The 25,864-nt window shown below is 72.2% G+C and carries 22 protein-coding genes and 2 tRNA genes; 19 read left to right on the forward strand and 5 right to left on the reverse strand.

Annotation, left to right across the window (positions count from 1 at the left end; genetic code table 11):
* Nucleotides 1–205: 205 nt before the first annotated feature.
* The 6 genes from metG to ACFVTF_RS37910 all read left to right on the forward strand — a co-directional run bounded on the left by metG (nucleotide 206) and on the right by ACFVTF_RS37910 (nucleotide 7,289).
* Nucleotides 206–1,825, forward strand: a complete 1,620-nt coding sequence (gene metG / locus ACFVTF_RS37885; RefSeq protein WP_371517381.1) for a methionine--tRNA ligase — start codon at nucleotides 206–208, stop codon at nucleotides 1,823–1,825.
* Nucleotides 1,825–2,703 (forward strand): TatD family hydrolase, encoded by an 879-nt coding sequence (locus ACFVTF_RS37890; RefSeq protein WP_387818777.1) that lies wholly within the window; start codon nucleotides 1,825–1,827, stop codon nucleotides 2,701–2,703. The genes metG and ACFVTF_RS37890 overlap by 1 nt, the downstream gene beginning before the upstream one ends.
* A 70-nt stretch (nucleotides 2,704–2,773) precedes the next feature.
* Complete coding sequence (locus tag ACFVTF_RS37895; protein WP_387818779.1) at nucleotides 2,774–3,397, forward strand: Uma2 family endonuclease; 624 nt, start codon at nucleotides 2,774–2,776, stop codon at nucleotides 3,395–3,397.
* Between the two features lie 28 nt (nucleotides 3,398–3,425).
* The gene (gene rsmA, locus ACFVTF_RS37900; protein WP_387818781.1) at nucleotides 3,426–4,328 is read left to right on the forward strand and encodes a 16S rRNA (adenine(1518)-N(6)/adenine(1519)-N(6))-dimethyltransferase RsmA; all 903 of its coding nucleotides are present in this window, start codon (nucleotides 3,426–3,428) and stop codon (nucleotides 4,326–4,328) included.
* Nucleotides 4,325–5,242 (forward strand): 4-(cytidine 5'-diphospho)-2-C-methyl-D-erythritol kinase, encoded by a 918-nt coding sequence (locus ACFVTF_RS37905; RefSeq protein WP_363619217.1) that lies wholly within the window; start codon nucleotides 4,325–4,327, stop codon nucleotides 5,240–5,242. Before rsmA ends, ACFVTF_RS37905 begins: the two co-directional genes overlap by 4 nt.
* A gap of 187 nt (nucleotides 5,243–5,429) precedes the next feature.
* Nucleotides 5,430–7,289 carry an ABC-F family ATP-binding cassette domain-containing protein gene (locus tag ACFVTF_RS37910; RefSeq protein WP_387818783.1) on the forward strand — a complete coding sequence of 620 codons (1,860 nt, stop codon included), beginning with the start codon at nucleotides 5,430–5,432 and terminating at the stop codon, nucleotides 7,287–7,289.
* Between the two features lie 91 nt (nucleotides 7,290–7,380).
* On the opposite strand, the gene ACFVTF_RS37915 is transcribed toward ACFVTF_RS37910, so the two are convergent.
* Nucleotides 7,381–9,279: an FUSC family protein gene (locus ACFVTF_RS37915; RefSeq protein WP_387818785.1), complete on the reverse strand. Its 1,899-nt coding sequence runs from the start codon at nucleotides 9,277–9,279 to the stop codon at nucleotides 7,381–7,383.
* A 341-nt stretch (nucleotides 9,280–9,620) separates the two neighbouring features.
* Here ACFVTF_RS37915 and ACFVTF_RS37920 point away from each other — a divergent pair, with 341 nt between their 5' ends.
* From ACFVTF_RS37920 to ACFVTF_RS37935, 4 genes are all read left to right on the forward strand, one after another.
* The gene (locus ACFVTF_RS37920; protein WP_387818787.1) at nucleotides 9,621–10,142 is read left to right on the forward strand and encodes a hypothetical protein; all 522 of its coding nucleotides are present in this window, start codon (nucleotides 9,621–9,623) and stop codon (nucleotides 10,140–10,142) included.
* Between the two features lie 43 nt (nucleotides 10,143–10,185).
* Nucleotides 10,186–11,835: a WXG100 family type VII secretion target gene (locus tag ACFVTF_RS37925; RefSeq protein ID WP_387818789.1), complete on the forward strand. Its 1,650-nt coding sequence runs from the start codon at nucleotides 10,186–10,188 to the stop codon at nucleotides 11,833–11,835.
* 112 nt (nucleotides 11,836–11,947) lie between these two features.
* On the forward strand, nucleotides 11,948–13,246 hold the full coding sequence (locus ACFVTF_RS37930) for a S8 family serine peptidase (RefSeq protein WP_387818791.1): 1,299 nt from the start codon (nucleotides 11,948–11,950) through the stop codon (nucleotides 13,244–13,246).
* Nucleotides 13,247–13,369: 123 nt separating this feature from the next.
* The gene (locus ACFVTF_RS37935; protein WP_387818793.1) at nucleotides 13,370–14,704 is read left to right on the forward strand and encodes an MFS transporter; all 1,335 of its coding nucleotides are present in this window, start codon (nucleotides 13,370–13,372) and stop codon (nucleotides 14,702–14,704) included.
* Between the two features lie 19 nt (nucleotides 14,705–14,723).
* Here the strand turns inward: ACFVTF_RS37935 and ACFVTF_RS37940 are convergent, their stop codons facing one another.
* Complete coding sequence (locus ACFVTF_RS37940) at nucleotides 14,724–15,320, reverse strand: flavodoxin family protein (protein ID WP_387818795.1); 597 nt, start codon at nucleotides 15,318–15,320, stop codon at nucleotides 14,724–14,726.
* 185 nt (nucleotides 15,321–15,505) lie between these two features.
* Here ACFVTF_RS37940 and ACFVTF_RS37945 point away from each other — a divergent pair, with 185 nt between their 5' ends.
* From ACFVTF_RS37945 to ACFVTF_RS37965, 5 genes are all read left to right on the forward strand, one after another.
* On the forward strand, nucleotides 15,506–15,955 hold the full coding sequence (locus ACFVTF_RS37945; RefSeq protein WP_387818797.1) for a winged helix-turn-helix transcriptional regulator: 450 nt from the start codon (nucleotides 15,506–15,508) through the stop codon (nucleotides 15,953–15,955).
* A gap of 206 nt (nucleotides 15,956–16,161) precedes the next feature.
* Nucleotides 16,162–16,237 (forward strand) — tRNA-Thr (locus tag ACFVTF_RS37950).
* A 195-nt stretch (nucleotides 16,238–16,432) separates the two neighbouring features.
* Nucleotides 16,433–17,101, forward strand: a complete 669-nt coding sequence (locus ACFVTF_RS37955; protein ID WP_350877730.1) for a LuxR C-terminal-related transcriptional regulator — start codon at nucleotides 16,433–16,435, stop codon at nucleotides 17,099–17,101.
* Between the two features lie 151 nt (nucleotides 17,102–17,252).
* Nucleotides 17,253–18,215 (forward strand): UDP-glucose 4-epimerase GalE, encoded by a 963-nt coding sequence (gene galE, locus ACFVTF_RS37960; protein ID WP_387818799.1) that lies wholly within the window; start codon nucleotides 17,253–17,255, stop codon nucleotides 18,213–18,215.
* 299 nt (nucleotides 18,216–18,514) lie between these two features.
* Nucleotides 18,515–19,462 (forward strand): LuxR C-terminal-related transcriptional regulator, encoded by a 948-nt coding sequence (locus ACFVTF_RS37965; RefSeq protein WP_371517367.1) that lies wholly within the window; start codon nucleotides 18,515–18,517, stop codon nucleotides 19,460–19,462.
* Between the two features lie 15 nt (nucleotides 19,463–19,477).
* On the opposite strand, the gene ACFVTF_RS37970 is transcribed toward ACFVTF_RS37965, so the two are convergent.
* Entirely contained in the window at nucleotides 19,478–19,975 is a 498-nt protein-coding gene (locus ACFVTF_RS37970) for a MarR family winged helix-turn-helix transcriptional regulator (RefSeq protein WP_063348053.1), read from the reverse strand.
* A gap of 110 nt (nucleotides 19,976–20,085) precedes the next feature.
* Here ACFVTF_RS37970 and ACFVTF_RS37975 point away from each other — a divergent pair, with 110 nt between their 5' ends.
* Nucleotides 20,086–20,877, forward strand: a complete 792-nt coding sequence (locus ACFVTF_RS37975) for a methyltransferase domain-containing protein (RefSeq protein ID WP_387818802.1) — start codon at nucleotides 20,086–20,088, stop codon at nucleotides 20,875–20,877.
* Between the two features lie 70 nt (nucleotides 20,878–20,947).
* On the opposite strand, the gene ACFVTF_RS37980 is transcribed toward ACFVTF_RS37975, so the two are convergent.
* Together ACFVTF_RS37980 and ACFVTF_RS37985 are read right to left on the reverse strand one after the other, a co-directional pair.
* Entirely contained in the window at nucleotides 20,948–21,715 is a 768-nt protein-coding gene (locus tag ACFVTF_RS37980) for a TetR/AcrR family transcriptional regulator (RefSeq protein WP_079135661.1), read from the reverse strand.
* 26 nt (nucleotides 21,716–21,741) lie between these two features.
* Entirely contained in the window at nucleotides 21,742–22,734 is a 993-nt protein-coding gene (locus tag ACFVTF_RS37985; RefSeq protein WP_387818804.1) for an acyl-CoA desaturase, read from the reverse strand.
* Nucleotides 22,735–22,983: 249 nt separating this feature from the next.
* On the opposite strand from ACFVTF_RS37985, the gene ACFVTF_RS37990 reads away from it, so the two are divergent.
* The 3 genes from ACFVTF_RS37990 to ACFVTF_RS38000 all read left to right on the forward strand — a co-directional run bounded on the left by ACFVTF_RS37990 (nucleotide 22,984) and on the right by ACFVTF_RS38000 (nucleotide 25,831).
* A tRNA-Gln gene (locus ACFVTF_RS37990) sits at nucleotides 22,984–23,054 on the forward strand.
* 144 nt (nucleotides 23,055–23,198) lie between these two features.
* Nucleotides 23,199–24,653 (forward strand): bifunctional UDP-N-acetylglucosamine diphosphorylase/glucosamine-1-phosphate N-acetyltransferase GlmU, encoded by a 1,455-nt coding sequence (glmU, locus tag ACFVTF_RS37995; RefSeq protein WP_371517363.1) that lies wholly within the window; start codon nucleotides 23,199–23,201, stop codon nucleotides 24,651–24,653.
* A 200-nt stretch (nucleotides 24,654–24,853) separates the two neighbouring features.
* Nucleotides 24,854–25,831 (forward strand): ribose-phosphate diphosphokinase, encoded by a 978-nt coding sequence (locus tag ACFVTF_RS38000; protein ID WP_350877737.1) that lies wholly within the window; start codon nucleotides 24,854–24,856, stop codon nucleotides 25,829–25,831.
* Nucleotides 25,832–25,864: the final 33 nt, after the last annotated feature.

A 25,864-nucleotide genomic window follows, 5' to 3' on the forward strand; every position in this document is an offset into this window, starting at 1 on the left:
CCCGGTCGCGCCGGCGCCGGGGGGGGGGGTTGGGGCGGGGGGGGGGGGCGCCCCCCGCGGGGGGGGCGCCCCCCGGGGGGGCCCCCCCCGGGCCGCGGGGGGGGGGGGCCCCCCCCGCCGCCGCCGGCCGGGCGGCGATCCGTCGAGGGCGGCGGGCGGCAATCCGGTCGAGGGCTGCGGGCGGGCCCGACTAAGCTTTCCGACCATGGCGGCCACTGCAGACCACAGCACCACCGGGGCGACCGCCCCGGCGTACTACGTTTCCACCCCGATCTACTACGTCAACGATCGCCCGCACCTGGGCCACGCGTACACCACCGTGGCGGGCGACGTCCTCACCCGCTGGCACCGCCAGCGCGGCGAGAAGGTGTGGTACCTGACCGGCACCGACGAGCACGGTCAGAAGATCATGCGGACCGCCGAGGCCAACGGCGTCAGCCCGCAGGAGTGGTGCGACAAGCTGGTCGAAGAGGCCTGGAAGCCGCTCTGGGAGCACCTGGAGATCGCCAACGACGACTTCATCCGCACCACCCAGCAGCGCCACACCGACCGCGTGCAGGAGTTCGTCCAGGACCTGTACGACAAGGACGAGATCTACAAGGGCGGCTACTCCGGCCCGTACTGCGTCGGCTGCGAGGAGTTCAAGCTCCCGGCCGAACTGCTCGACGGCGCCACCGAGGACGAGAAGCTCTGCGCCGTGCACAAGCGGCCGGTCGAGTGGCTGGAGGAGGAGAACTACTTCTTCCGCCTCTCCGCCTACGGCCCGAAGCTGCTGGAGTTCTACGCCGCCAACCCGGACTTCATCCAGCCGGCCTCGGCCCGCAACGAGGTGCTGCGCTTCGTCGAGCAGGACCTGAAGGACCTCTCGATCTCCCGCTCCACCTTCAACTGGGGCGTCCCGCTGCCCTGGGACGAGAAGCACGTCCTGTACGTGTGGGTGGACGCGCTGCAGAACTACATCACCGCGGCCGGCTACGGCAGCGACCCGGAGCGCTTCGCCGAACTGTGGCCGGCCTCCGTCCACCTGGTGGGCAAGGACATCCTGCGCTTCCACGCGGTGATCTGGCCCGCCATGCTGATGGCCGCGGGCCTGCCGCTGCCCAAGCGGGTCGTCGCCAACGGCTGGCTGATGGTCGGCGGCGAGAAGATGTCCAAGTCCAACCTGACCGGCATCTCGCCCACCGACCTCACCTCGCACTTCGGCGTGGACGCCTACCGCTACTACTTCCTGCGGGCGATCCCCTTCGGCACCGACGGCTCGTTCTCCTGGGAGGACTTCACCGCCCGGTACACCTCCGAACTCGCCAACGACTTCGGCAACCTGGCCTCCAGGGTCGCCGCCATGGTCGGCAAGTACTTCGACGGCGCGCTGCCGGCCGCCGCCGCCCCCGGTGACGCCGAGCAGGCCATCGCGGACGGCCTCGCCACGGCCCTCGCCACCGCCGACCGGAAGATCGGCGAGGAGCTGGACTTCGCCGGCGGCCTCGCGGCGATCTTCGAGTTCGTCAAGCAGGTCAACGGCTACCTCACCGAGCAGGAGCCGTGGAAGGTGGCCAAGGACGACTCGGAGCAGGGCCGGGCCCGCCTCGCCACCATCCTCTACACCGCCGCCGAGGCGCTGCGCGGCACCGCCGTCATGCTCAACCCGGTGATGCCGTCCACCGCCGAGAAGCTGTGGACCTCGCTCGGCGCCGAGGCCGGCCTCGGCGCGCTCGCCGCGCAGACCATCGCCACCACCGCCGACTGGGGCCGGCTGCCCGTCGGCAGCACCGTCACCAAGGGCGAGATCCTGTTCCCGCGCCTCGAAGAGAAGCCCGCCTCCTGATGTCTGCCAAGGACGACGCCCGGTCGACCCCGCCGCCACTGCCGGAACCCCTGGCCGTGGCGGTGGCCGACTCGCACACCCACCTCGACATGCAGGCCGGCACCCCGGCCGAGGGACTGGCCCGGGCCGCCTCGGTCGGGGTCACCACGGTCGTCCAGGTGGGCTGCGACGTGCCCGGCTCGCGCTGGGCCGCCGAACTGGCGGCCCAGTACGAGCAGGTGCACGCGGCCGTCGCCCTGCACCCCAACGAGGCGCCGCGGATCTTCCTCGGCGACGCGGACGGCTGGTCCGGCCAGCAGCGGAAGGCGGGCGGCGAGGCCGCGCTGGAGGAGGCGCTCGCCGAGATCGACCGGCTCGCCGCCCTCCCGCAGGTCCGCGCCGTCGGCGAGACCGGCCTCGACTACTTCCGCACCGGCCCCGAGGGCGTCGAGATCCAGAAGGAGTCGTTCCGCCGCCACATCGAGATGGCCAAGCGGCACGACAAGGCCCTGGTCATCCACGACCGCGACGCCCACGAGGACGTCATCGCCGTCCTGCTGGCGGAAGGCGCCCCCGAGCGGACGGTCTTCCACTGCTACTCCGGCGACGCCGAGATGGCCAAGGTCTGCGCCGAACACGGCTGGTACCTCTCCTTCGCCGGCCCGGTCACCTTCAAGGCCAACCAGCCGCTGCGCGACGCCCTCGCCGCGACCCCGCTCGACCGGGTCCTGGTCGAGACCGACGCGCCCTTCCTCACCCCCCACCCCTACCGCGGCCGGCCCAACGCCCCGTACCTCATCCCGGTCACCGTCCGCTCGATGGCCGACACGCTGGGGCTGCACGAGGGCGAGCTGTCCACGGCGATCGCGGAGAACACGGCCCGGGCCTTCGGGTACTGAGCCGGTCGAACGAAAGTCGGATTCCGGCGGAACGATTCGGCACTCCCGGCTGCTTCTTAGGCTGGCTAGCATGAGTGCAGTGAGGGAGGTGGCGATGACCGCCGAGCCGATCGAGGAACCTGTCGAGGACCGCATCGACTGGACGCATCCGCCGTCCCAGGGCTGGACGTACGAGCAGGCTCGGAAATTCGACCTGCCGTTCGCATGGGATCTGGTGGACGGAGTCATCGTGGTCCGGGGGCAGACGAATCAGTGGCACGACCAGGTGCGCGACGAGCTGTACACGGCTCTTCGTAGCGCACGCGTCGCGCCGTACGCGGCGAACGTCGAGCGTTGCGTCCTCCTGGACGAGGACAACACGGCCAAGCCGGACGTGGTGGTCTTCGACAAGACCGGTCTCGACGTCTTCGAACTGGAGTGTCTGCCGCCGGAATCCTTGGTGCTGGCCGTCGAGGTCGTTTCCCACGGCACCCGGGCCAACGACCGTTTCCGCAAGCCCGGCCAGTACGCCGAGAAGAAGATCCCGTACTACTGGCGGGTCGAGCGCGGCCTCGACAACCTGCCGATCGTGCACGAGTTCCACCGGGACGAGGAGAAGGGCGTCTACCTGCCCGTCGCCCAGCACGAGGGCGTGCTCCGCACCTCGGTGCCGTACCCCGTCGAGATCGACCTCGCCCAGGTCGTCGAACTCTGAGGGCCCCGCACGCCCGTATCCTTGGCGCGTGAGCACCACCGACCCCACCCCTGACAGCCACCTGCTGGGCGCCGCCGACATTCGGGAGCTGGCGGCCGCGTTCGGCGTGAAGCCGACCAAGCAGCGCGGGCAGAACTTCGTCATCGACGGCAACACCGTGCGGCGGATCGTCCGGGCAGGCGGGGTGACGGCCGAGGACGCGGTGGTCGAGGTCGGCCCCGGGCTCGGGTCGCTGACGCTGGCGCTGCTGGAGGTGGCCGCGCACGTCACGGCGGTGGAGATCGACCCGGTGCTGGCACAGCACCTGCCGGCGACCGTCGCGGCCCGGATGCCCGGCAAGGTCGACAGCTTCGACCTGGTGTTCAGCGACGCCATGGAGGTCACCGAGCTGCCCGGGCCGGCGCCCACCGCGCTGGTCGCCAACCTGCCGTACAACGTGGCCGTGCCCGTCCTGCTGCACATGCTGGCGACCTTCCCCAGCATCGAGCGCACCCTGGTGATGGTGCAGGCCGAGGTCGCCGACCGGCTCGCCGCCAAGCCCGGCAACAAGGTGTACGGCGTCCCGTCCGTCAAGGCCAACTGGTACGCCGACGTGAAGCGGTCCGGTGCCATCGGCCGGAACGTGTTCTGGCCCGCCCCCAACGTCGACTCCGGGCTGGTCTCGCTGATCCGCCGCGAGCCGCCGAAGACCACCGCCAGCCGCAGGGAGGTGTTCGCCGTCGTCGACGCCGCGTTCGCCCAGCGGCGCAAGACCCTGCGCGCCGCGCTGGCCGGCTGGGCCGGCTCCGCCGCCGGGGCCGAGCAGGCGCTCGCGGCCGCCGGGATCGACCACAAGCTGCGCGGCGAGATGCTCACGGTGGAGCAGTTCGCCGCGATCGCCGAGCACAAGCCGAAGACCGCCGGGCACGAGTCGGAGGCGGACTCCCAGTGATCACCGTGCGGGTTCCGGCCAAGGTCAACGTCCAGCTCGGAGTGGGCGGACTGCGCGCCGACGGGTTCCACGACCTGGCCAACGTGTTCTTCGCCGTCGCCCTCGGCGACGAGGTCACCGCCACGGCGGGGGAGGGCGTCACGCTCTCCTGCACCGGGCCGGACGCCCACGTCGTCCCCCTCGACGACAGCAACCTCGCCGCCCGCGCCGCCCGCCTGCTCGCCGCCCACCACGGCATCGCCGACCCCGGTGTGCACCTGCACATCGCCAAGGCCATCCCGGTCGCCGGCGGCATGGCCGGCGGCAGCGCCGACGGGGCCGCCGCGCTGGTCGCCTGCGACGCGCTCTGGCAGCTCGACACCCCCCTCGACACCCTCCTGGAGCTGGCCGCCGAACTCGGCTCCGACGTGCCGTTCGCCCTGCTCGGCGGCGTCGCGCTGGGCCTCGGCCGGGGCGAGATCCTGCAGCCGCTCACCGTCGACGGCACCTTCCACTGGGTGTTCGCGGTCGCCGACGGCGGCCTCTCCACCCCCGCCGTCTTCCGCGAGTGCGACCGCCTGCGCGAGGAGGCCGGCACCGGCTCCAGCGACACCGACGTCCGCACCCCCGACGCCGACCCCGCGCTGCTCGCCGCCCTCGCCCAGGGCGATGCCGTCGCCCTGGCCGCCGCCCTCGCCAACGACCTCCAGCCCGCCGCCCTCTCGCTGCGGCCCGCGCTCGCCGCCACCCTGCGGGCCGGCACCGAGGCCGGCGCGCTCGGCGCCCTCGTCTCCGGCTCGGGGCCGACCTGCGCGTTCCTCGCCAAGGACGCCGACGCGGCCGCCGCCGTCGCCGAGGCGCTGCGGGCCTCCGGCACCTGCCGGACCGCGCACGCCACGTACGGGCCGGTGCCGGGGGCGGCGCTGGTGCCGTAAGGCCCCATCCGTGCCGTAGGGGCTTCGACGGTTCGGGGCCCGCCGGTTTCGGGGCCCCGCCGCTGCGAGCGGTGAGGGCGCTTCGGCTGGCCCATTAGGCTGGGGAGATCGGGGCGTCCCCGACAGGGGTGCCCGGCCGCGACCGGCGGGCCGCCCCGAGACCACCGATCCCAGGAGCGCAGCAGACGTGGCCGTCAACCTCGCCACCATCGAGTCCGTCACGAAGGTCTACGGCACCCGCGCCCTCCTGGACGGAGTCAGCCTCGGCGTCAGCGAAGGCGACCGGATCGGCGTCGTCGGACGCAACGGTGACGGCAAGACCACCCTGATCCGGATGCTCGCCAAGCTGGAGGAGGCCGACAGCGGCCGGATCACCTGGAACGGCGGCCTCCAGCTGGCCGTCCTCACCCAGCACGACTCGCTCGACCCGACGGCCACCATCCGGCACGAGGTGATCGCCGACCGGGCCGACCACGAGTGGCTCGGCGACGCCCGCATCCGCGACATCGTCGAAGGCCTCTTCGGCGGCCTCGACCTGCCCGGCTTCACCGACGGCCTCGACACCGTCATCGGCCCGCTCTCCGGCGGCGAGCGCCGCCGGATCGCCCTCGCCAAGCTGCTCCTCGGCTCGCCCGACCTGATCGTCCTCGACGAGCCCACCAACCACCTCGACGTCGAGGGCATCAACTGGCTCGCCCAGCACCTGCAGAAGCGCCGCTCCGCGCTGGTCTGCGTCACCCACGACCGCTGGTTCCTCGACCAGGTCTGCACCCGGATGTGGGACGTCCAGGGCGGCGCCGTGCACGAGTACGAGGGCGGCTACTCCGACTACGTCTTCGCCCGCGCCGAGCGCTCCCGGATCGAGGCCGTCGAGGAGCAGAAGCGCCAGAACCTCGCCCGCAAGGAACTCGCCTGGCTGCGCCGCGGTGCCCCCGCCCGCACCTCCAAGCCGCGCTACCGGATCGAGGCCGCCAACGCCCTGATCGCCGACGTGCCGGAGCCCCGGGACCGCTCCGAGCTGATGAAGTTCGCCAACGCGCGACTGGGCAGGACCGTCTTCGACCTGGAAGGCGTCACCGTCAAGGCCGGCCCCAAGCTGCTGCTGGAGAACCTCACCTGGCAGCTCGGCCCCGGCGAGCGGATCGGCCTGCTCGGCGTCAACGGCGCCGGCAAGACCTCGCTGCTGCGCGCCCTGCGCGACGCGTACGCCTCCGAGGGCGACGTGCAGCCCGCGTCGGGTCTGATCAAGGTCGGCAAGACGGTGCGGCTCGCCTACCTGTCGCAGGAGGTCGCCGAACTGGACCCGGCCATCCGGGTGCTCCAGGCCGTCGAGCAGGTCCGCTCGCGCGTCGACCTCGGCAAGGGCCGGGAGATGAGCGCCGGCCAGCTGTGCGAGCAGTTCGGCTTCGGCAAGGACAAGCAGTGGACGCCCGTCGGCGACCTGTCCGGCGGCGAGCGGCGGCGGCTCCAGCTGCTGCGCCTGCTGATGGACGAGCCCAACGTGCTGTTCCTCGACGAGCCCACCAACGACCTCGACATCGAGACCCTCAACCAGTTGGAGGACCTGCTCGACGGCTGGCCCGGCTCGATGATCGTCATCAGCCACGACCGGTTCTTCATCGAGCGGACCACCGACGTCGTCCACGCGCTCCTCGGCGACCAGAAGATGCGGATGCTGCCGGGCGGCGTCGACGAGTACCTGGAGCGGCGGGCGCGGATGGCCGCCTCGATCGCCGCCGCCGCTTCGTCCGCGTCGGGTGCTTCGACCGCCTCGGCTGCTTCGGCCGCGGCGTCGGGCGGCTCGGACGCCGGGACCGCCGCGTCGGCCCTGTCGGGCGGCGACCTGCGGGCGGCGAAGAAGGAAATGCAGAAGATGGAGCGGCAGATCGCCAAGCTGGACCAGAAGGAGTCCAAGCTGCACGCCCAACTCGCCGAGCACGCCGCCGACTTCTCCAAGGTTGCGGAGCTGGACGCGCAGCTGCGCGCCGTCCGGGAGGAGAAGGAGGAGCTGGAGCTGAGCTGGCTGGAGCTGGCCGAGCAGGTCTGAGTCCTGATCGGAGTCCTGGTCTGATCTCCGGCTGGAGTTCTGGTCTGATTTTTGGCCGGAGTCCTGGCCGGGACCGGGACTCCGGCCGGCCCTACCGGGCCAGCAGGGCCTCCAGCTCGTCCGCCGCACGGCCCAGCGCACTGCGCGCCGGGTCGTGCGGCGCCGTCGGGCGGGCCGCCGCCCCGGTCGGCGGGCGGTGCTCGCGGGCCGCGGCCGTCAGCTCGTCCAGCGCCCGGCGCACCCGCCCCACCTCCGCCGGATCCGGCACCCGGCCGCCGTACCGCAGCTGCGCCGCGAACGCCGCCACCGCGCCGCCCAGCCGCTCCAACGCCGCCGTCGCCGGCAGCCACTGCTCCGCCAGCCGCCCCGTCGGCGGCGGCTCGGCCAGCCCCTGCCGCACCTCCTGGCGGGCGTCCTCCAACGCCCGGTACGCCGTACGGCGCAGCCACACCTCGGCCCGGCCCGCGTCCCCGGTGACCGCGTCCAGATAGGCCCGCAGCGCGGTGGCCGCGTCCACCAGCCGGGGCTCGATCCGGTGCCGCGGACGCTCCGGCCACAGCAGATAGCCGAAGAGCAGCACGATCGCGCTCGCGAGCACCGTGTCCAGCACCCGCGGCCAGAACTCGGCCGCACTGCTCTGCCCGCCCAACTGCAGCAGGATCAACGCCATCGGCGTCATCGCCACGGTGTTCAGCCCGTAGTGAGCCGCCGTCGCGTACGGCAACAGGGCCACGCAGAACGCGGCGATCGCCGTCAGTACCCACGCGTCGGTCGTGAGCGACACCACGGCCGCCGTGACCGCCACCCCGAGCACCGTGCCGATCGAGCGGCTCACCGCCCGCAGGAACACCGAACCGAGATCCGGCTTCAACACGAAGGCGATCGTCATCGGCACCCAGTAGCTCTTGCTGAGCGGGTAGCTGGCCGTCACCGCCGAACCGACCGCGATGCACAACGCCACCCGCAGCCCGTACCGGACCGAACCGCGCGACAGCAGCCGCACCCGCAGCCGCCACGGATCGGGCGGCGGCGCCGGGGCGGTACCGACCTCCGCCTCCCGGCCGGCCACGGTGTCAGCCGCCGCGCGCAACGCCACGTCCAGGGCCTGCCGGGACGGCGTGTCCGGCTGCCACTGCGGAACGGCGACCTCGCCGCCGCCCCGCCGGACCGCCTCCGCCAACCGCAGCGGCACCTCCGCGACCTCGGGCGGCACCGGCCGCCACGCCCACAACAGGCCCGTCGCCGCCTCGGTGGCGGCCAACGCCGCCTCGTACATCCGGCGCAGCCGAACCGTACGGGCGGACTCCGACCCCGGGCGGTGCGGTCGCGGGAGGAGGTCCTGCAGCTGGTTCAACCGGGCCGTCAACACCTGGCGCGAAGCCGCGCCCTGCGGCGTGCCCAGATCGGCCAGCGTCCGGCCGAACGCCTCGTACACGGCCGCCAGCGCACGGTTGCGCGGATCCGAGGCAGGGCGGCGGTGCGCGCCCCCCGGCAGACCCAGCACCACCACGAACGCGGCACCCGCCAGCATCATCGGCGCCGCCGCCCACCACGGATCCGGCAACGGCATTCCGCTGCCCAACGCCGCCGACACCAGCAGCAGCATCCCCGCCGCCGAACCCCGCGGGCCCGTCGCACTCAGCGCGCCGGACGCGAACGCCGTGAACGTGAGCGCCGCACCGAGCACCACCGCCGAAACGTGCCCGTGCTGGAGGGAGGTGCCGACCAGCATGCCGAGCGCCGAAGCCAGCACCGCCGACACGATCCGGGGCACCCGCAGGCCACTCGGCTCCGCGCGGTCGTTCATCGTCGCGTGCATCGCGCCCAGACCGGCGAACACCCCCAGGTCCAGCCGGTGCGCCAGCAGCCCAGCGGTCAGCGGCACCGCCATGCCCACCGCCGCTCGGGCCATCAGTGCCAGCGGCAACGGCGGCCGGGAAGGACGGGCGGCACGGGCCCACCAGGAGGGGGCGGACTCGTCTGCAGGCATCAGGTCACGTCCGTTCTGCGGCCAGGGGTCGCTGCTGTGCGACATTGCGCGGCAGATGGGGGCGTACCCGGTCCAACCGGGCGAGGCTAGTCTACCGGGGCCCGGCGCGGCACCCCCCGAGGGCCGCGCATGTCAAGTTCGTACCGATCCCGCACAGGCGGGCCAAGGGCCCTGCCGACCCGACAGGGGCGGTGGCTACGATTGCGGAGGCGGAAACCGCCCCCAGGGCGGGCGGTGCACCGACCAGCACTGTACGACCGAGAAGTTGACGGTATGTTGCGGATCGGCGGCCCCGGGGTGACCCCCGAACCGCCGGCCGTACGGGGGAGAGGTGAACTGCTGTGGCAGGAGAGGTTCCACCGAGCACGGGGGCCGGTCCGGACGCGTCCGGTGACGTCACGCCCTTCATGCTCAGCCACATGATGGGGTTCGGCCCCCTCGTCAGCACCGTGCAGACGAACGTCAGCGCCGCCGACCTGGTGTCCGCCTTCGGCAAGAAGGACGTCAAGGTCGAGCTCGACACGCTCACCGCGTTCGCCAAGAAGATCGAAGCCCTGCTCCAGGCCATGGAAGGCTCCCCGGCGGCCCCGTACAAACTCCAGGAACAGAAGCTGACCGGCGGAAGCTTCGCCAGCGCGGAGTTCGCCGAAGCGACGGCCCTCACCGCGGCCTACGACAAGGTGCACACCCAGCTCGTCAAGCTGCACAAGGACTTCGTGTCGCAGATCGAGGCGATGAAGACCGCGGTCGCGGCGACGGCGGGCAACTACTCGGCCAACGAGGACGACACGACGGCCGCGCAGAACGCCGTCGCGAAGAACGCGGGCGGCCCCACGTCGACGCGGTCCGACTCGACGTTCTGACGGCTGCGCCAGGAGAGACCTACGGGGAAACGGGGAGTAAGTAGTGGCAGGCGGAACGAACTTCGAGAGCTATGACCACGACAAGCTGAGGAAGATGGTCGACAGCACGGACCCTTCGAAGGTCCTGAGCCGAGGCACCCAGCTGCAGTCGGCCGGCCGTGTTCTGAAGGAACTGAGCGCGGCACTTAAGTCGCACATCGACCAGGTCCACTGGGAAGGCCCCGCCGCCGAGAGCTTCAAGACCTGGGCCGGGAACCTGCATCAGTCCGCCGGGCTGCTCGGCGACTACTCCAAGACCGCCGGCGAAGCCATGCACCAGGCCGGTGAAGCGCTCAGCACCGCAAAGTCCGCTGTGCCCGAACCGCCGCACACGGAGATCGCGACGGTCACCAAGCGCAACAGCCAGACGGTCTACATTCCCTCAAGCGTGCAGCTCGCGGTCGGTCAGTCCGTCGACGATTACATGAAGACGGTCAACAAGGGCTGGGTGACTGGGACCGAGGCCGCCCAGGCCCAGGCGAAGGTCCAGAAGGAGCATCAGGAAGCCGTCCTCCAGATGGAGAAGCTCGCGCAGGCGTACGACGCGGCGACGACGAAACTGGCCGGGCTCGGGCCAGTGGACCTCCCGGGGACGCCTGGCAGTAAGGACAGGAGCACAGACTCGGAGTACACGGGCGGTGGCGGCAATGGAGGCGGCTCCGGTGGCCCCCTCCGAATCGCCCGTTCGGGCGGTGGTACCAGCAGTGGTGGGAGCTTCCGCCCGTCCGGTGGCAGCTACAGCGGCGGCTCCGTCGCGATTCACAACCCCAGGTCGGACTCGCAGGTGCCGAGCGAGCCGGGACACACCGACCCGATTCCGCCGCGAAGCGGTGGCCAGGTGCCGCCGATGCCGGTGGACCCGGGCTCCTCGACGCCGCCCTCTGTGCAGTCGGAACCCGTCCACCGTCCCGGTACCGGCCTCGACAGCCTGCCGACCCTGCCAAGTCAGACCGGTCCGCTCGGCCCCAGTGGTGGCGGAAGCTTCCCGCCTGACGGTCCGAGTGGGATTCCCGGATACCCGGGTGGCCCCGGTGGCACCCCGGGATATCCGGGTGGTCCGGGCGGCGGCCCGGTGACCGGTTTCCCGGCCGGGGCCGGCGGCGGTTCGATCCCGGCCAAGGGCGGTGGCGGATCCGTCTCCGGCAGGGGCGGGGGCGAGATCCCCGCCCGTACGGCTCCGTTCGGCGGCGGCTCGGTGCCGGGAAAGTCCAGTGGGAGCCCGGGTCTGCCCAGCGGGACGGTCTTCGGCGCCCGTGAGGCCCAGGCGGGTCGGGCGGGAGCGGCCGGCAGCGCGGGCGGGATGGGCGGCATGCACCCAGGGATGGGTGGTGGTTCCGGAGTCGTCGGTTCGGGTGGCAGCTCGCGGGGCCGGGGCCTGACCTCGACCGGAGGGGGAGCGGTCGGCGGTCGCAAGGGACCGGCTGCTGGCGGGGAGTTCACACCGGGTGGTACGGGTCTGCGTAACCGGGCGGCTGCTGCGGGAGCCGTTGAGGGCGAAGCCCGCTCGGGGCAGAACGGAATGATGGCCCCTGGAACGGCAGGTCACTCCGGGCGGAACCAGCGCGATCGCCGCAAGCGGGCCGACTACCTCCACGAGGACGAGGAGACCTGGACCAGCGGTACGCCGCACAGCAACCCGGACGTGATTGAGTAGGACGGCAACGACTGCCCGGCCACTGGGCTCTTCCGGTGGCCGGGCAGACCCGTTCGGGGCGTATTTCTCGATCGGCGGGAACTGACGAGGGGTTGTGATGGGGCGGAAACGAGTGCGTCAGCGTGTGTTTGCAGCGTCGCTCCTGGCTGCGGGAGTCATGGTCGGCCCGGTTGCAGTTCCTGCGGTTGCCGATGATTCGATCCGTGCCGATCAGTGGCACCTGGATGCCATGCATGCGCCGGAGATATGGAAGATCTCTAAGGGTGAAGGCGTCATCGTTGCTGTAATCGATGGCGGCTTCGGGCTGGATCATCCAGACTTGGCCGGACAATTTCTTCCAGGGAAAGACTTCAGCAGCAGCCCTGGGGGAGTTGGTTCCTACGATAACGGGCATGGCACAGAGATGGCCAGCCTCATTGCAGGGACAGGGAAGAATCGCGGTGGCAATGGGGCCTATGGCCTTGCGCCCGGTTCCAGAATTCTTCCACTGAAGATCAATAACGGGTCTGCAGGTTCGGTTACCACCGCCGATTTTCTCGACCAGATTGGGCAGGCCGTCACTTATGCGGCCAACCAGGGGGCCCGGGTAATCAACATCTCGCAGGGTACCGCTGCTGTGGCGGCATCCCCGGAGGATGTGGCCAAGTTGAATGGAATTCTCGCGACTGTGAGGGCAAAGGGATCCCTCGTGGTCTCCAGCGTTGGAAATTCGGCACAGTCAGGGAATCTGATTGAATATCCGGGTGCTCTGCCTAATGTCGTCGGAGTTGGAGCCGTCGACCGCAGTGGAATCGTGACATCGGAGTCTCAGATGGGCCCGCAGGTCGCCCTTGTAGCTCCAGGTATGGACATGATCGAAGCCTGCACCTCTTCCACGGGCTACTGCAAGAGTCACGGAACGTCCGACGCGACCGCTCTGGTTTCCGCTTCCGCCGCATTGGTGTGGTCGGTACATCCGGACTGGACGGCCAATCAAATTCTGCGGGTTCTCATCAACACGGCAGGCAAGTCGAGCGATGGGGCCATTCGAAACAACGATGCCGGTTATGGGGCGGTCAGGCCGCGGATCGCGCTGACGAGTCCTGGCGACCCGGGGCCCGCGGACGTGTCGCCGATCCCGGTTTCGGAGGCCTCGGCGTCGGCCGCTCCGTCTCCCTCGGCGAGCCCGTCGGCTGCTTCGACGCCCTCGCCGAGTTCGGCCGCCCCGAGTCCGAGTGAGGTGGCCGTGGGGGCGCCGCCGGTGGAGCCGGTGGCGGGGAAGTCCTCCGGTTCGGGTGGTGTGTTGCCGGTTGTGGCCGGTGTGGTGGGCGGGTTGGTGCTGGTCGCGGGTGCGGTGTTCGTCGTGTTGCGGCGGCGGAAGGCCGGCGGGCAGCCCGTGGTGCCGCCGGGGGAGGACCCGTACGTGCGGTGATCCGGGCGCCTGCGCTGCTGTGCGCCTCCGGTGTTGAGCCGGGGGCGCGTGGGGTGGAGGTGTGCGCGGGGGTCACTCGGGTGGGGGCTGGTGGCGGGGTGGGTTGGTGTCCAGTGTGGCGGTATGGATGCGGAGGAAGCCCGGCGGGCGGGGCAGTTGAGGCGTGCGGCGGCTGCGGCGCTGATCGGTACGGCGATCGAGTTCTACGACTTCTTTTTGTACGGGACGGCAGCGGCCTTGGTGTTCGGGTCGGTGTTCTTTCCCGAACTGGGCACGGTGGGGGCGCTGTTGGCGGCGTTCTCGGTGTACGCGGTGGCGTTCCTGGCCCGGCCGCTGGGGGCGGTGGTGTTCGGGCATTTCGGGGACCGGGTGGGGCGGAAGGCGACGCTGGTGGTGTCGCTGTTGTTGATGGGGCTGTCGACGGCGGCGGTGGGGGTGTTGCCGGGCTTCGGCTCGTGGGGGTGGTGGGCGCCGGTGGTTCTGGTGGCCTTGCGGGTGTGCCAGGGCGTGGGGTTGGGCGGGGAGTGGGGCGGGGCGGCGCTGCTGATCGCGGAGAACGCGCCGGCCGGGCGGCGGGGGCGGTACGGGGCGTTCCTGCAGTTGGGGCCGACGAGCGGGTTCGTGTTGGCGAACGGGGTGTTCCTGGCGGTCCAACTCGGCCTGGACGAGCGGGCGTTCCGGGAGTGGGGCTGGCGGGTTCCGTTCCTGGCGTCGTTGGGGCTGGTGGCGGTGGGGCTGTTCGTGCGGCTGCGGTTGGAGGAGACGCCGCTGTTCCGGCCGGACGAGCCGAGGGACCGGGCGCCGGTGGTGGAGGTGCTGCGCGGGCACTGGCGCACGGTGCTGCTGGGCTGTGGGGCGATCACCGTGGGGTACGCGCTGTTCTACCTGACCACGACGTACGCGTTGGCGTACGCGACGTCCGGGCTCGGGGTGGCGAGTTCGCTGGTGCTGGTGATGCTGTTGGTGGGCGCGCTGGGCATGGGCGTGACGGTGTGGGTGAGTGCGTCGCGCAGTGACGGGTGGGGGCGGCGGCGGACGCTGTGCTGGGCGACGGGCCTGGCGGCGGGGTGGTCGCTGGTGCTGTTCCCGCTGCTGGAGACGGTGCGTCGGCCGTTGATGTTCGTGGCACTGGCGGGTGCGCTGGTGGTGCTGGGGTGCCTGATGGGGCCGGTGGCGGCGTTCCTGCCGGAGTTGTTCCCGACCCGGGTGCGGTACACGGGTGCCGCGTTGACGTACAACCTGGGCGGCGTGGTGGGCGGGGCGACGACGCCGCTGGTGGCGACGCGGCTGACGGAGGCGTACGGGACGGCGGAGCCGGTCGGCTGGTACCTGGTGGGGCTGGGTGTGGTGGCGCTGGGGTGCCTGTGGCTGCTGCCGGAGACCGGCGGCGCGGAGCTGGGCGCGGTGGACGGCGGACGCCGCCGGGCGCCCCTCCTGGGGGCGGACCCGGCGGCGTAGGTGCCGACGTGCGGTGCGGTCAGCCGGCGAGGGCGGCGCGGCCGGCCAGCACGACGGCGGTGTGCCGGGCGACCCGCTCGCCGAGGTACTCGGCGGTCGCGATGTCGGCCTTGTGCACGGCCTCGGGGCCGGCGTCGGACGGGCTGGAGGCGGCGGCGCCGTTGAAGAAGCCGAGGCGGTTGAGGTCGTTCTCGGTGGCGGTGGTGGCGTTCCAGCCGGGCTTGAGGCCGAGGTTGACCCAGCTCATGGCGTGCTGGGCGGCGAGGGTCTGGAAGAAGCCGAGGGTGCCGGCCTTGTCGCCGCTCTTGGAGGCGGAGTTGGTGAAGCCGGCGGAGACCTTGTCCCGCCAGGCGTCGGAGAACCAGCGCTTGCTGGTGGCCTCGGCGAAGACGTGGAAGGCGCCGGAGGCGGTGCCCATGTAGGTGGGGGAGCCGAAGACGATCGCGTCGGCGGCGTCGAGCTGGGCCCACTGCTCGTCGGTGATGGTGTCGACGGCGATCGAGACGACCTCGGCGCCGGCGGCGGCGGCGCCGCGGGCGACGGCCTCGGCGATGACGGCGGTGTGGCCGTAGCCGGAGTGGTAGGCGAGGGCGACGGTCGGGCGGATGGCGGTCATGCGGGGGCACTCCTGTACGGGAACGGGTGCGGGCAGGGGTAAGGCGGGGCAAGGCAAGGGCAAGGCAGGGAGCGACGGCGGGGCGTGCTGTCGCACCTCGACCCGCCGGGCTGGTCTCCAATATAGACCAAGTCTCCATTGGTTACCAAGGGTGGATTGGAGACCGCGGGGCTACCCTGGACAGCATGACGACGGAGGAAGCGGCCCGGGTGGAGAGCGGCACCGGGCGGCAGGGGCAGGACGGGGAGGGCGGGCAGGACCGGGAGCAGGAGCTCGACGTCTTCGCCCAGCTCTGTCCCAGCCGCGCGATGTTCGCCGAACTGGCCGACAAGTGGTCGATGTTGATCCTGATGAGCCTCGCCGCCTGCGGGCAGCAGCGGTTCTCCGAACTGCAGCGCGGCGTCGGCGGGGTCAGCCGCAAGATGCTCACCCAGTCGCTGCGCAGCCTGGAGCGCAGCGGACTGGTGCGCCGCACCGTGTTCCCGGAGACACCGCCGCGGGTGGTCTACGACCTGCTGCCGCTCGGCCGGGAGCTGGCCGTACTGCTGGCGCCGCTCGGCCGGTGGACGGAGCGGCGGACCGGGCAGATGCTGGCCGCCCGTGAGGAGTTCGACGAGGCGCACGCCGAAGGCTGACCGGGCGCGCGCCGAAGGCTGGCCAGCTCCGTACCGAAGGCTGACCAGCCCCGCATCGAAGGCCGGCCGGGCCCGCGCCGAGCGGCGGGCACCCGCCCGCCGGGGGTCGGTCCGGCATGCGCCGGGGCCGCGGACCCGATTTCCCTTCCGGGCCGCCAGCCGTGTAATGTCTTCCTTGTTCGACCGGCCCGGTGAAAGCCCGGCAAGCCCCTATAGCTCAGTCGGTAGAGCGTCTCCATGGTAAGGAGAAGGTCTGCGGTTCGATTCCGCATGGGGGCTCCACTCGAAGGCCCTCGCTTCATGGCGAGGGCCTTTTGCTGTTCCCCGATCAGACCGTCGGGCGCGGCGCAGCGGCCCGGTACGGCGGCCGAACGCGGCGGCCTAGCGGGTCGGGTACGGAATGCGCTGTGATGGTGCGTCATCGGCCGCCCGCCCATGGGGTGCGGGCGCGAGCCGAACCCCGACCGGGAGGGCGTCATGGGCGTTCGACTCGTGGTGGTCGACGATCACCGGCTGTTGGCCGAGGCGCTGGCCACGGCGTTGCAGCTGCGCGGCCATCGGGTGCTCGCGGTCGGCTGCCCGGCCGGGGTCGCGGCCGATCTGGTGGTCGGCCGTCGGCCGGAGGTGTGTCTGCTGGGGGTGGCCGCGCCGAGTGAGCCGACGGCTTTCGACGGGCTGCGCCGGATCCGCCGGGAACGCCCCGAGGTGGCCGTGATCGTGCTCGGTCCGGTGGGTGAACTGCGCGGTGTGGCAGGGGCGTTCGCGGCCGGGGCGGCCGGGTACGTGCCGAGCGACGAGCGGATCGGGGTGGTCGAGCGGGCGATCGGTCGGGCCCGGGCGGGCGAGGCGGCGGTGGCCGTGGACGTGCTGCGCGGGGCCTTCGACCAGTTGCTGCGGCCGGTCGCCGAGCCGGACGACGAGGCGGTGCGGCTGCTGCGGCTGCTGACCCGCCGTGAGGTGCAGGTGCTGGCCCGGATCGCGGACGGGGAGGACACGGCGGCGATCGCCGCCGGGATGCGGATCGCCGCGAGCACCGCCCGGACGCACGTCCAGCGGGTGCTGATGAAGCTCGGTGCGCGGACCCGGCTGGAGGCGGCCGCGGTGGCGGCCCGTACCGGGCTGCTGGAGCGGATGGCCGGTGGCTGAGGGGGGTTCGGGTTCCGTGAAACCGGCTCCCGGGCGGCCCGTTCACATGGTCCTGGGCACTCCGGCGGGCAGGGAGAATAGCCTCAGTCGTACACACGTCATCGACGGCCGCCGCTGATCCGGCGGACCGTCGCCCGCTGGAGGTCTCATCATGAGTAAGTACCTGGTCACGGGTGGCGCCGGCTACGTCGGCAGCGTGGTGGCCGCCCACCTGCTGGAGGCGGGGCACCAGGTGACCGTCCTGGACGATCTCTCCACCGGTTTCCGCGAGGGCGTCCCGGTCGGTGCCGAGTTCGTCGAGGGTCGGGTCCAGGAGGCCGGCCGGGTGCTGGACGGTTCCTTCGACGGCGTGCTGCACTTCGCCGCCTCCTCGCAGGTCGGCGAGTCGGTCGTGAACCCGGAGAAGTACTGGCGCAACAACGTGGCGGGTTCGCTGGAGCTGGTCGCGGCGATGCGTACGGCGGGTGTGCGTAAGCTGGTGTTCTCGTCCACCGCCGCCGTCTACGGCGAGCCGGAGGTCGTGCCGATCGCGGAGACCGCCCGCACCTCGCCGACCAACGCCTACGGCGCCACCAAGCTCGCCGTGGACCACCTGATCACCAGCGAGGCCGTCGCGCACGGCCTGGCCGCCGTCTCGCTGCGCTACTTCAACGTGGCCGGTGCGTACGGCGCGTACGGGGAGCGCCACGACCCCGAGTCGCACCTGATCCCGCTGGTGTTCCAGGCGGCGCTGGGTCAGCGCCCGCACATCGCGGTGTACGGCGAGGACTACCCGACCCCGGACGGCACCTGCATCCGCGACTACATCCACGTCGCGGACCTGGCCGACGCGCACCTGCTGGCGCTGGACGCGGCCAAGCCGGGCGAGCACCTGATCTGCAACCTGGGCAACGGCAGCGGCTTCTCGGTGCGCGAGGTGATCGAGTCGGTCCGGCGCGTCACCGGCCGGGAGATCCCGGTGCAGGCGGCCGGCCGCCGGGCCGGCGACCCGGCCGTGCTGGTGGCCTCGGCGGCCCGCGCCCACGAGGCGCTGGGCTGGACGCCGCGCCGCCCGAACCTGGACGACATCGTTGCCGACGCCTGGAAGTTCGCCCTGGAGAAGCACGGCAAGTAGGCCGCAGGACCCCGCAGGCGCCGCTCCCGGAGGTTCGGGGGCGGCGCTTCGGCGTTGCCCGCTTCGACCGGTGATGGCGTGAAATCCCGCCACTCGCGCACCTCCTGACGAAACTTCACCAAACCGCCACGAGGGGGTTTCCCGGCCCGTACGCTGAGTGCGGTACCGGTGGGGGCCGGCGCCCTTTTTCGGTCTCACCGGCCACCGGTGGGCGGGCGGAGTGACGGGCCCGGACCGCGGGTGCCGGGGCCGGTCCCCGCCCCCGGGCTCGGGTCGGTCTGAGCAGGGGGGTAGTGACGATGGGGCGGATCCGCGTCCTGGTGGTCGACGACCACCGGATCTTCGCCGAGGCCCTGGCCGCGGCGCTCGCCGCCGAGCCCGACGTGGAGGTGGGGGCGGCCGGCAGCGGGGCCGCGGCCGAGCGGGCGCTGGAGCGTGCCGCCGTCGAGGGGCGGGCCTTCGACGTGGTCCTGATCGACGCCGACCTGGGGGCCGACGGCGCTGCTTCGGCGGGTGTCCGGAGCCGGCCCGGCCCGGACGCGGCCGACGCGGCCCGGCGGCGGCCGGCCCCGGCGGTGCCGCCGCCCCGCCACCCGGTCGGCCCGCCGGTGGCGCAGTCCGGGGGACGCCAGGTGGACCTGCTGCGCCCGGGCGGGCGCGGCGCGGAGCCGTCCCGCTCCGACGCGTACCGGGCCGACCAGCTCAGGACCGCGCCTCCGGCACCGGACGGCATCACCCTGCTCGCCCGGGTCCGCCGCGCCCATCCGGGGCTGCGGGCGGTCGTGCTGGCCGCCGCCGACGACCCGCACCGCGCCGCCCGGGCCCTGCACGCGGGCGCCACCGGCTGGGTGGCCAAGGAGAGTTCGCTGGCCCGGCTGCTCTCCGTGGTCCGGGGGGTGCTGCGGGACGAGACGCACCTGCCGCCCGCGCTGCTGACCGGGGTGATCCGCGAGCTGACCACCGCCCGGCGGGACCGCACCGAGAGCGAGCGGCTGGTCGACACCCTCACTCCGCGGGAGAAGCAGATCCTGCGCTGCATGGTCGCGGGCCTGGGCCGGCAGGCGGTCGCGGAGCGGCTCTACCTGTCGCCGCACACCGTCCGGACGCACATGCAGAACGTGCTCGGCAAGCTCGGGGTGCACTCCACGCTGGCCGCCGTCGCGGTGGCCCGCCGGGCCGGGGTCAGCCCGGCCGAGCCGGCCCTGCCGGCGCCGCCGTCCGTCGCGACCGCGGTCGACCGGACGTGAGCTCAGGGGCGCGGGTCAGCCCGGGATGTTGTCGAACGGGGCGACCAGCTGCCGCAGGAGCGCGGCGAGTTCGCCCTGCTGGCCGGAGCTGAGCTGGGCGAGCAGTTCGCGTTCGTGCGCGAGCAGTCCGGCGAGCGCCTGGTCGGCGCGGTCGCGGCCGTCGTCGGTGAGCCGGACGAGCACGCCGCGCCGGTCGTCCGGGTCGGGCAGGCGCTTGACCAGGCCCTTGCCGGTGAGGCGGTCGATGCGGTTGGTCATGGTGCCGGAGGTGACCAGGGTCTGGGTGAGCAGTTGGCCGGGGGAGAGCTGGTAGGGGGAGCCGGCCCGGCGCAGGGCGGTCAGGACGTCGAACTCCCAGGGCTCCAGCCCGTGCTCGGCGAAGGCGGTGCGGCGGGCGCGGTCGAGGTGCCGGGCGAGTCTGCTGACCCGGCTGAGTACCTCCAGCGGCTCCACGTCGAGGTCGGGGCGCTCTCGGCGCCACGCTGCGACCAGCCTGTCGACCTCGTCCTCCATGACGATCAGTGTATCGGTGGATGTGTCGATGTGAAGTCTCTTGACGTCGAGAAATGTGCCAGCAAGGCTACCTGGGATATCTTGATGTCGAGATACTTGCGAGGTGGACCATGACCAGTCCCGTCTGGGACCCGGCGCAGTACCTGCGCTTCGCGGACGAACGCACCCGTCCGCTGCACGACCTGCTCGCCCGCGTCCCCGCCCTCCCGAACCCGAGCGATCCCGTGATCCTCGACATCGGCTGCGGCCCCGGCAACTCCACCGCGGTGCTGCGCGCACGCTGGCCGCACGCCCGCCTCACCGGCGTCGACAACTCCGCCCCGATGCTCGCCACGGCCCGCACCGACGGTGAGCCCAGCGCCGACTACCTGCTCGCCGACGCCCGCGACTACGACCCGGCCCCGGCCGGACCCGACCTGATCGTCTCCAACGCCACGCTGCAGTGGATCGACGGCCACCTCGACCTCGTCCCGCGCTGGGCCGGCGCCCTGCGGCCCGGCGGCACCCTCGCCTTCCAGGTCCCCGGCAACTTCGACGCCCCCAGCCACACCCTGCTCGCCGAACTCCGGCGCAGCCCCCGCTGGCGCGACCTCCTCGGCGACGACGCCGCCAGGGCCGGCGTCCACCCGCCCGAGCGCTACCTGGACGCCCTCACCGCCGCCGGCTGCACGCCCGACGTCTGGGAGACCACCTACCGCACCCTGCTCCCGGGCCCGGACCCGGTCCTCGCCTGGGTCAAGGGCACCGCCCTGCGCCCCGTCCTCACTCGGCTGGCCGACCCCGCCCGCCGGGCCGCCTTCCTCGCCGAGTACGGGGCGCTCCTGCGCGAGGCCTACCCGGCCGGGCCGTACGGCACCGTCTTCCCGTTCCGGCGGATCTTCGCCGTCGGGACCAGGGCCTGATCCCGGGGCGGGAGGGCCGTCGGCCCTTCCGCCCGCCGACCGGTCGCTCCGCCGCCGGTCCGCCCGCAGGTCAGTCCTTGCGCCCGCCGACCAGCCTCGGGTGCCGCTCCAGGCCCTCCAGCCCGTGCCAGGCCAGGTTCACCAGGTGCGCCGCGACCTGCGCCTTGTCCGGCTTGCGGACCTCCAGCCACCACTGCCCGGTCAGCGCCACCATGCCGACCAGCATCTGCGAGTACATCGGGGCCAGTCGCGCGTCGAAGCCCCGGGACTTGAACTCCAGGCCGAGGATGTCCTCCACCTGCGTCGCGATGTCGCTGATCAGCGACGCGAAGGTGCCGGTCGACTGGGCCACCGGGGAGTCCCGGACCAGGATCCGGAAGCCGTCCGTCGAGGTGTCGATGTAGTCCATCAGCGCGAACGCGGCCTGCTCCAGCAGCTCCCGCGAGTGCCCGCCGGTCAGCGCCCCCGTGACCATGTCCAGCAGCAGTTGCATCTCGCGGTCCACCACCACCGCGTACAGCCCCTCCTTGCCGCCGAAGTGCTCGTACACCACCGGCTTCGACACCCCGGCCCGCTCGGCGATCTCCTCCACCGAGGTGCCGTCGTAGCCGCGCTCCGCGAACACCGTCCGGCCGATCTCCAGCAGTTGCTCCCGCCGCTGCTTGCCGGTCATCCGGACCCGCCCGCCCCGGCGGCGCGGCGCCGGGGCGGGCGCACCTCCCGAGGCGCCCCCGCCCGCCGGTGCAGCGGTTCGCGGACGGGCCGGCGCCGCGTCGGGCGCCGCGTCCGTCCGCGTGCTCTGGTGGCCGCCTGTGCTGTCTGCGCTGCTCCCGTTCACCCCTACATCATGCTGGAAGCGACGACTCATGCGGCGCGGCGGGCGGCGATCCGCTGTGCGTCCGGCCAACGGACGTCCCGGACCCAGCCGGCCAGCTCGAACCAGCGGATCAGCCGGGCCGAGGAGTCGATCTGCCCGCGCAGCACCCCGTGCCGGGCGGACGTCGGGTCCGCGTGGTGCAGGTTGTGCCAGGACTCGCCGCAGGAGAGCACCGCCAGCCACCAGACGTTGCCCGAGCGGTCCCGGGAGCGGAACGGGCGGCGGCCGACGGCGTGGCAGATCGAGTTGATCGACCAGGTGACGTGGTGCAGCAGGGCCACCCGGACCAGCGATCCCCAGAAGAAGGCGGACAGCGCGCCCCACCAGGACAGCGTCACCAGCCCGCCGACCAGCGGGGGGAGCAGCAGCGAGATCGTGGTCCAGAGCCAGAACAGCCGGGAGATCCGCCGTATGGCCGGATCGCGGACGAGGTCCGGCGCGTACGTGAGCTGCGGGGTCTGCTCCTCGTCGAACATCCAGCCCATGTGCGCCCACCACAGGCCCTTGAGCAGGGCCGGGAGGCTCTCCCCGTAGCGCCACGGCGAGTGCGGGTCGCCGTCCTTGTCGCTGAACCGGTGGTGCTTGCGGTGGTCGGCCACCCAGCGCACCAGCGGGCCCTCGACGGCCAGGCTGCCGGCGACGGCGAGGGCGAGCCGCATCGGGCGGTTGGCCTTGAACGCGCTGTGGGTGAAGTAGCGGTGGTAGCCGACGGTGATGCCGTGGCAGGTGAGGAAGTACATGGCGACGGTGATCGCCGCGTCCGTCCACCCCAGTCCCCACCCCCAGGCCACCGGCACGGCGGCCAGCAGCGCGGCGAACGGCAGGAGGATGAACAGCCCGAGCGCGAGCCGCTCGGCGAGGCCCTGCTTCTCCCCGCCGCGGGTGGCGGACAGCCGGGTGGCGGCGGTGTCGGTGGGATCGGGGGATTCGGTGGGATGCGCGGCGTTCCCCGCGCTCGGCTCGCCGGCCTTGGTGGTCATGGGCGTCCCTTTGCGACATCCCTGTGCGGGAGGGAGGAGCGGAGGCTACGTTGGCGTAACCTACGGCATCGTAGGTTGCGCTCCGTGGCGAAGGGAACACGCCGCCGCACGGCGCTTGAGTGAATTCACCCGACTGGATGGATGAACCGGCGGCCCGGCTTGTTCGACCGTTCCCGGCGGATCGGGGCCTGCGGATCGCGGCAGTTGATACCCATGGCAGGGCCGACTCGGGTAGGGTCTGAGCAACCATCCGCCGTGGTGTAATGGCAGCACAGGGCCCTTTGGAGGCCTTTGTCTGGGTTCGAATCCTAGCGGCGGAGCCTCTGCACGCCTCAGGTTCGGGCGTACCGCCGAACCGCCGGTATTGTCGGTGCTGCTCGGCGGACTGTGCGAATGGCGACCGGCCTCGGTCCGGTCCGGGCCCGTTCTGCCCGCTCTGTGAACCGACCGAGGAGCCTCCCCGCATGGGTGCCAATTCGCTTGCCGCCGTTGTCGTGCTCGCCGCCGGTGGCGGGACCCGGATGAAGTCGAACAAGCTGCCCAAGGTGCTGCACGAGGTCTGCGGCCGGTCGCTGGTGGGTCATGCCGTCTCGGCGGCCCGCGAACTGACGCCGGAACAGCTCGTCGTGGTGGTCGGACACCAGCGGGAGCAGGTCCAGGAGCACCTCGCGGCGCACTACCCGGCGGCCCGTCCGGTGGTGCAGGAGGACCAGAAGGGCACCGGGCACGCGGTGCGCACGGCGCTGGAGGCGCTGGCCGCCGACGGCGTGGTGCTGGACGGCACGGTGATCGTCACCGCCGGGGACTCCCCGCTGCTGACCGGGGACACGCTGCGCCGCCTGGCGAAGGCCCACGCCGGCCAGGACAACGGGGTCACCGTCCTGACCGCCGTCGTCCCCGAGCCCTTCGGCTACGGCCGGATCCTCCGGGACGAGGACGGCACCGTCGCCGCGATCGTCGAGGAGCGGGACGCCACCGCCGTCCAGCGCTCGATCGCCGAGATCAACTCGGGCGTCTTCGCCTTCGACGCCAAGCTGCTGGTCGAGGCGCTGGCCGAGCTCACCACGGACAACTCGCAGGGCGAGGAGTACCTCACCGACACCCTGGAGATCCTGCGCACCGCCGGGCACCGGGTGGGCGCCGTGGTCGCGGAGGACCACCGGGACATCCTGGGCATCAACGACCGGGTGCAGCTCGCGCAGGCCCGCCGGCTGCTGAACGACCGCCTGCTGGAGCGGGCGATGCGGGCCGGCGTCACCGTGGTGGACCCGGCGACCACCTGGATCGACGTGCAGGTGACGTACGAGCCGGACGCCCTCGTGCTGCCGAACACCCAGCTGCAGGGCGCCACCCACCTGGGCGAGGGCTGCGAGGTCGGCCCGAACTCGACCCTGACCGACACCCTGATCGGCGCCGGCGCCCGTGTGAGCAACACCACGGCGGACCGCGCCGAGGTGGGCGAGCTGGCCACCGCCGGCCCGTACGCCTACCTGCGGCCGGGGGCCAAGCTGGCCCGCAAGGCGAAGGTCGGCACCTACGTCGAGGTGAAGAACTCCGAGCTGGGCGAGGGCGCCAAGGTGCCGCACCTCTCCTACATCGGGGACACCACGATCGGCGAGGGCACCAACGTCGGCGCGGCCTCGGTCACCGTGAACTACGACGGCGTCAACAAGCACCGCACGGTGATCGGTGCGCACTGCCGCACCGGCTCCGACAACATGTTCATCGCCCCGGTGACGATCGGGGACGGCGCCTACACCGCGGCCGGTTCGGTGATCACCACCGACGTCCCGCCGGGCGCGCTCGGCGTGAGCCGGGCGCACCAGCGCAACATCGAGGGCTGGGTGGAGCGCAAGCGCCCGGGGACCACCTCCGCGCAGGCCGCGAAGGCCGCGACGGACGGGGCCGCGGACGCCTGACGGGGCGGGCGGGAGCCTGAGGGCGGTCCCGGGGCGGACGGTTTCTGCGTGGGCGCGTAACCTTGGGGTCATACGTGCGCCACTGGGCTTACGGCCCGTGTCCAGGCGTACCGACAATCCCCCCGACCCCGTGCGAGCCGGCTGCGCCTGCCCGCACGGGACGACGGGGTTCAGCGTCAGCAACGCGAGGAGACGGTGCAGTGAGCGGGATCACGACGTCGGGTGAGAAGAAACTCAAGCTCTTCTCCGGCCGTGCCCACCCGGAACTGGCGAGGGAGGTGGCCGAGGCGCTCGGGACCGAGCTCGTCCCGACCAAGGCCCTGGACTTCGCCAACGGCGAGATCTACGTCCGCTTCCTGGACTCGGCCCGCGGCGCGGACTGCTTCGTGATGCAGAGCCACACGGCTCCCATCAACCAGTGGATCATGGAACAGCTGATCATGATCGATGCGCTGAAGCGGGCCTCCGCCAAGAGCATCACCGCGATCCTGCCGTTCTACGGGTACGCCCGCCAGGACAAGAAGCACCTGGGCCGCGAGCCCATCTCGGCGCGCCTGGTCGCCGACCTGCTGCGCCAGGCGGGCGCCGACCGGCTGATGGCCGTGGACCTGCACACCGCGCAGATCCAGGGCTTCTTCGACGGCCCGGTGGACCACCTGTTCGCGCTGCCGATGCTGGCGGACTACGTCGGCGGGAGGGTGGACCGCTCCAAGCTGACCATCGTGTCGCCGGACGCCGGCCGGGTGAAGGTGGCCGACCAGTGGTGCGACCGGCTGGACGCGCCGCTGGCGATCATCCACAAGCGCCGCGACATGACCCAGGCCAACACCATCCTGTCGGCCGAGGTCGTCGGTGACGTCAAGGACCGGGTCTGCGTCCTGGTCGACGACATGATCGACACCGCCGGCACGATCTGCGCCGCGGCCGACGCGCTGTTCGACAACGGTGCGGCGGACGTCCTGGTGGCGGCCACCCACGGCGTGCTCTCCGGCCCGGCCGCGGACCGGCTGAAGAACTCGCGGGTGAGCGAGTTCGTGTTCACCAACACGCTGCCGACCCCGGCGCAGATCCAGCTGGACAAGATCACCACGCTGTCCATCGCCCCCTCGATCGCGGCCGCGATCCGCGAGGTGTTCGAGGAGGGTTCGGTCACGAGCCTCTTCGAGGGCGTGCACTGACGAAGCCCGACGGCGGCGGCCCCGGTCCGGATC

The sequence above is a fragment of the Kitasatospora sp. NPDC057940 genome, from assembly GCF_042887425.1.
Taxonomy (GTDB): domain Bacteria; phylum Actinomycetota; class Actinomycetes; order Streptomycetales; family Streptomycetaceae; genus Kitasatospora.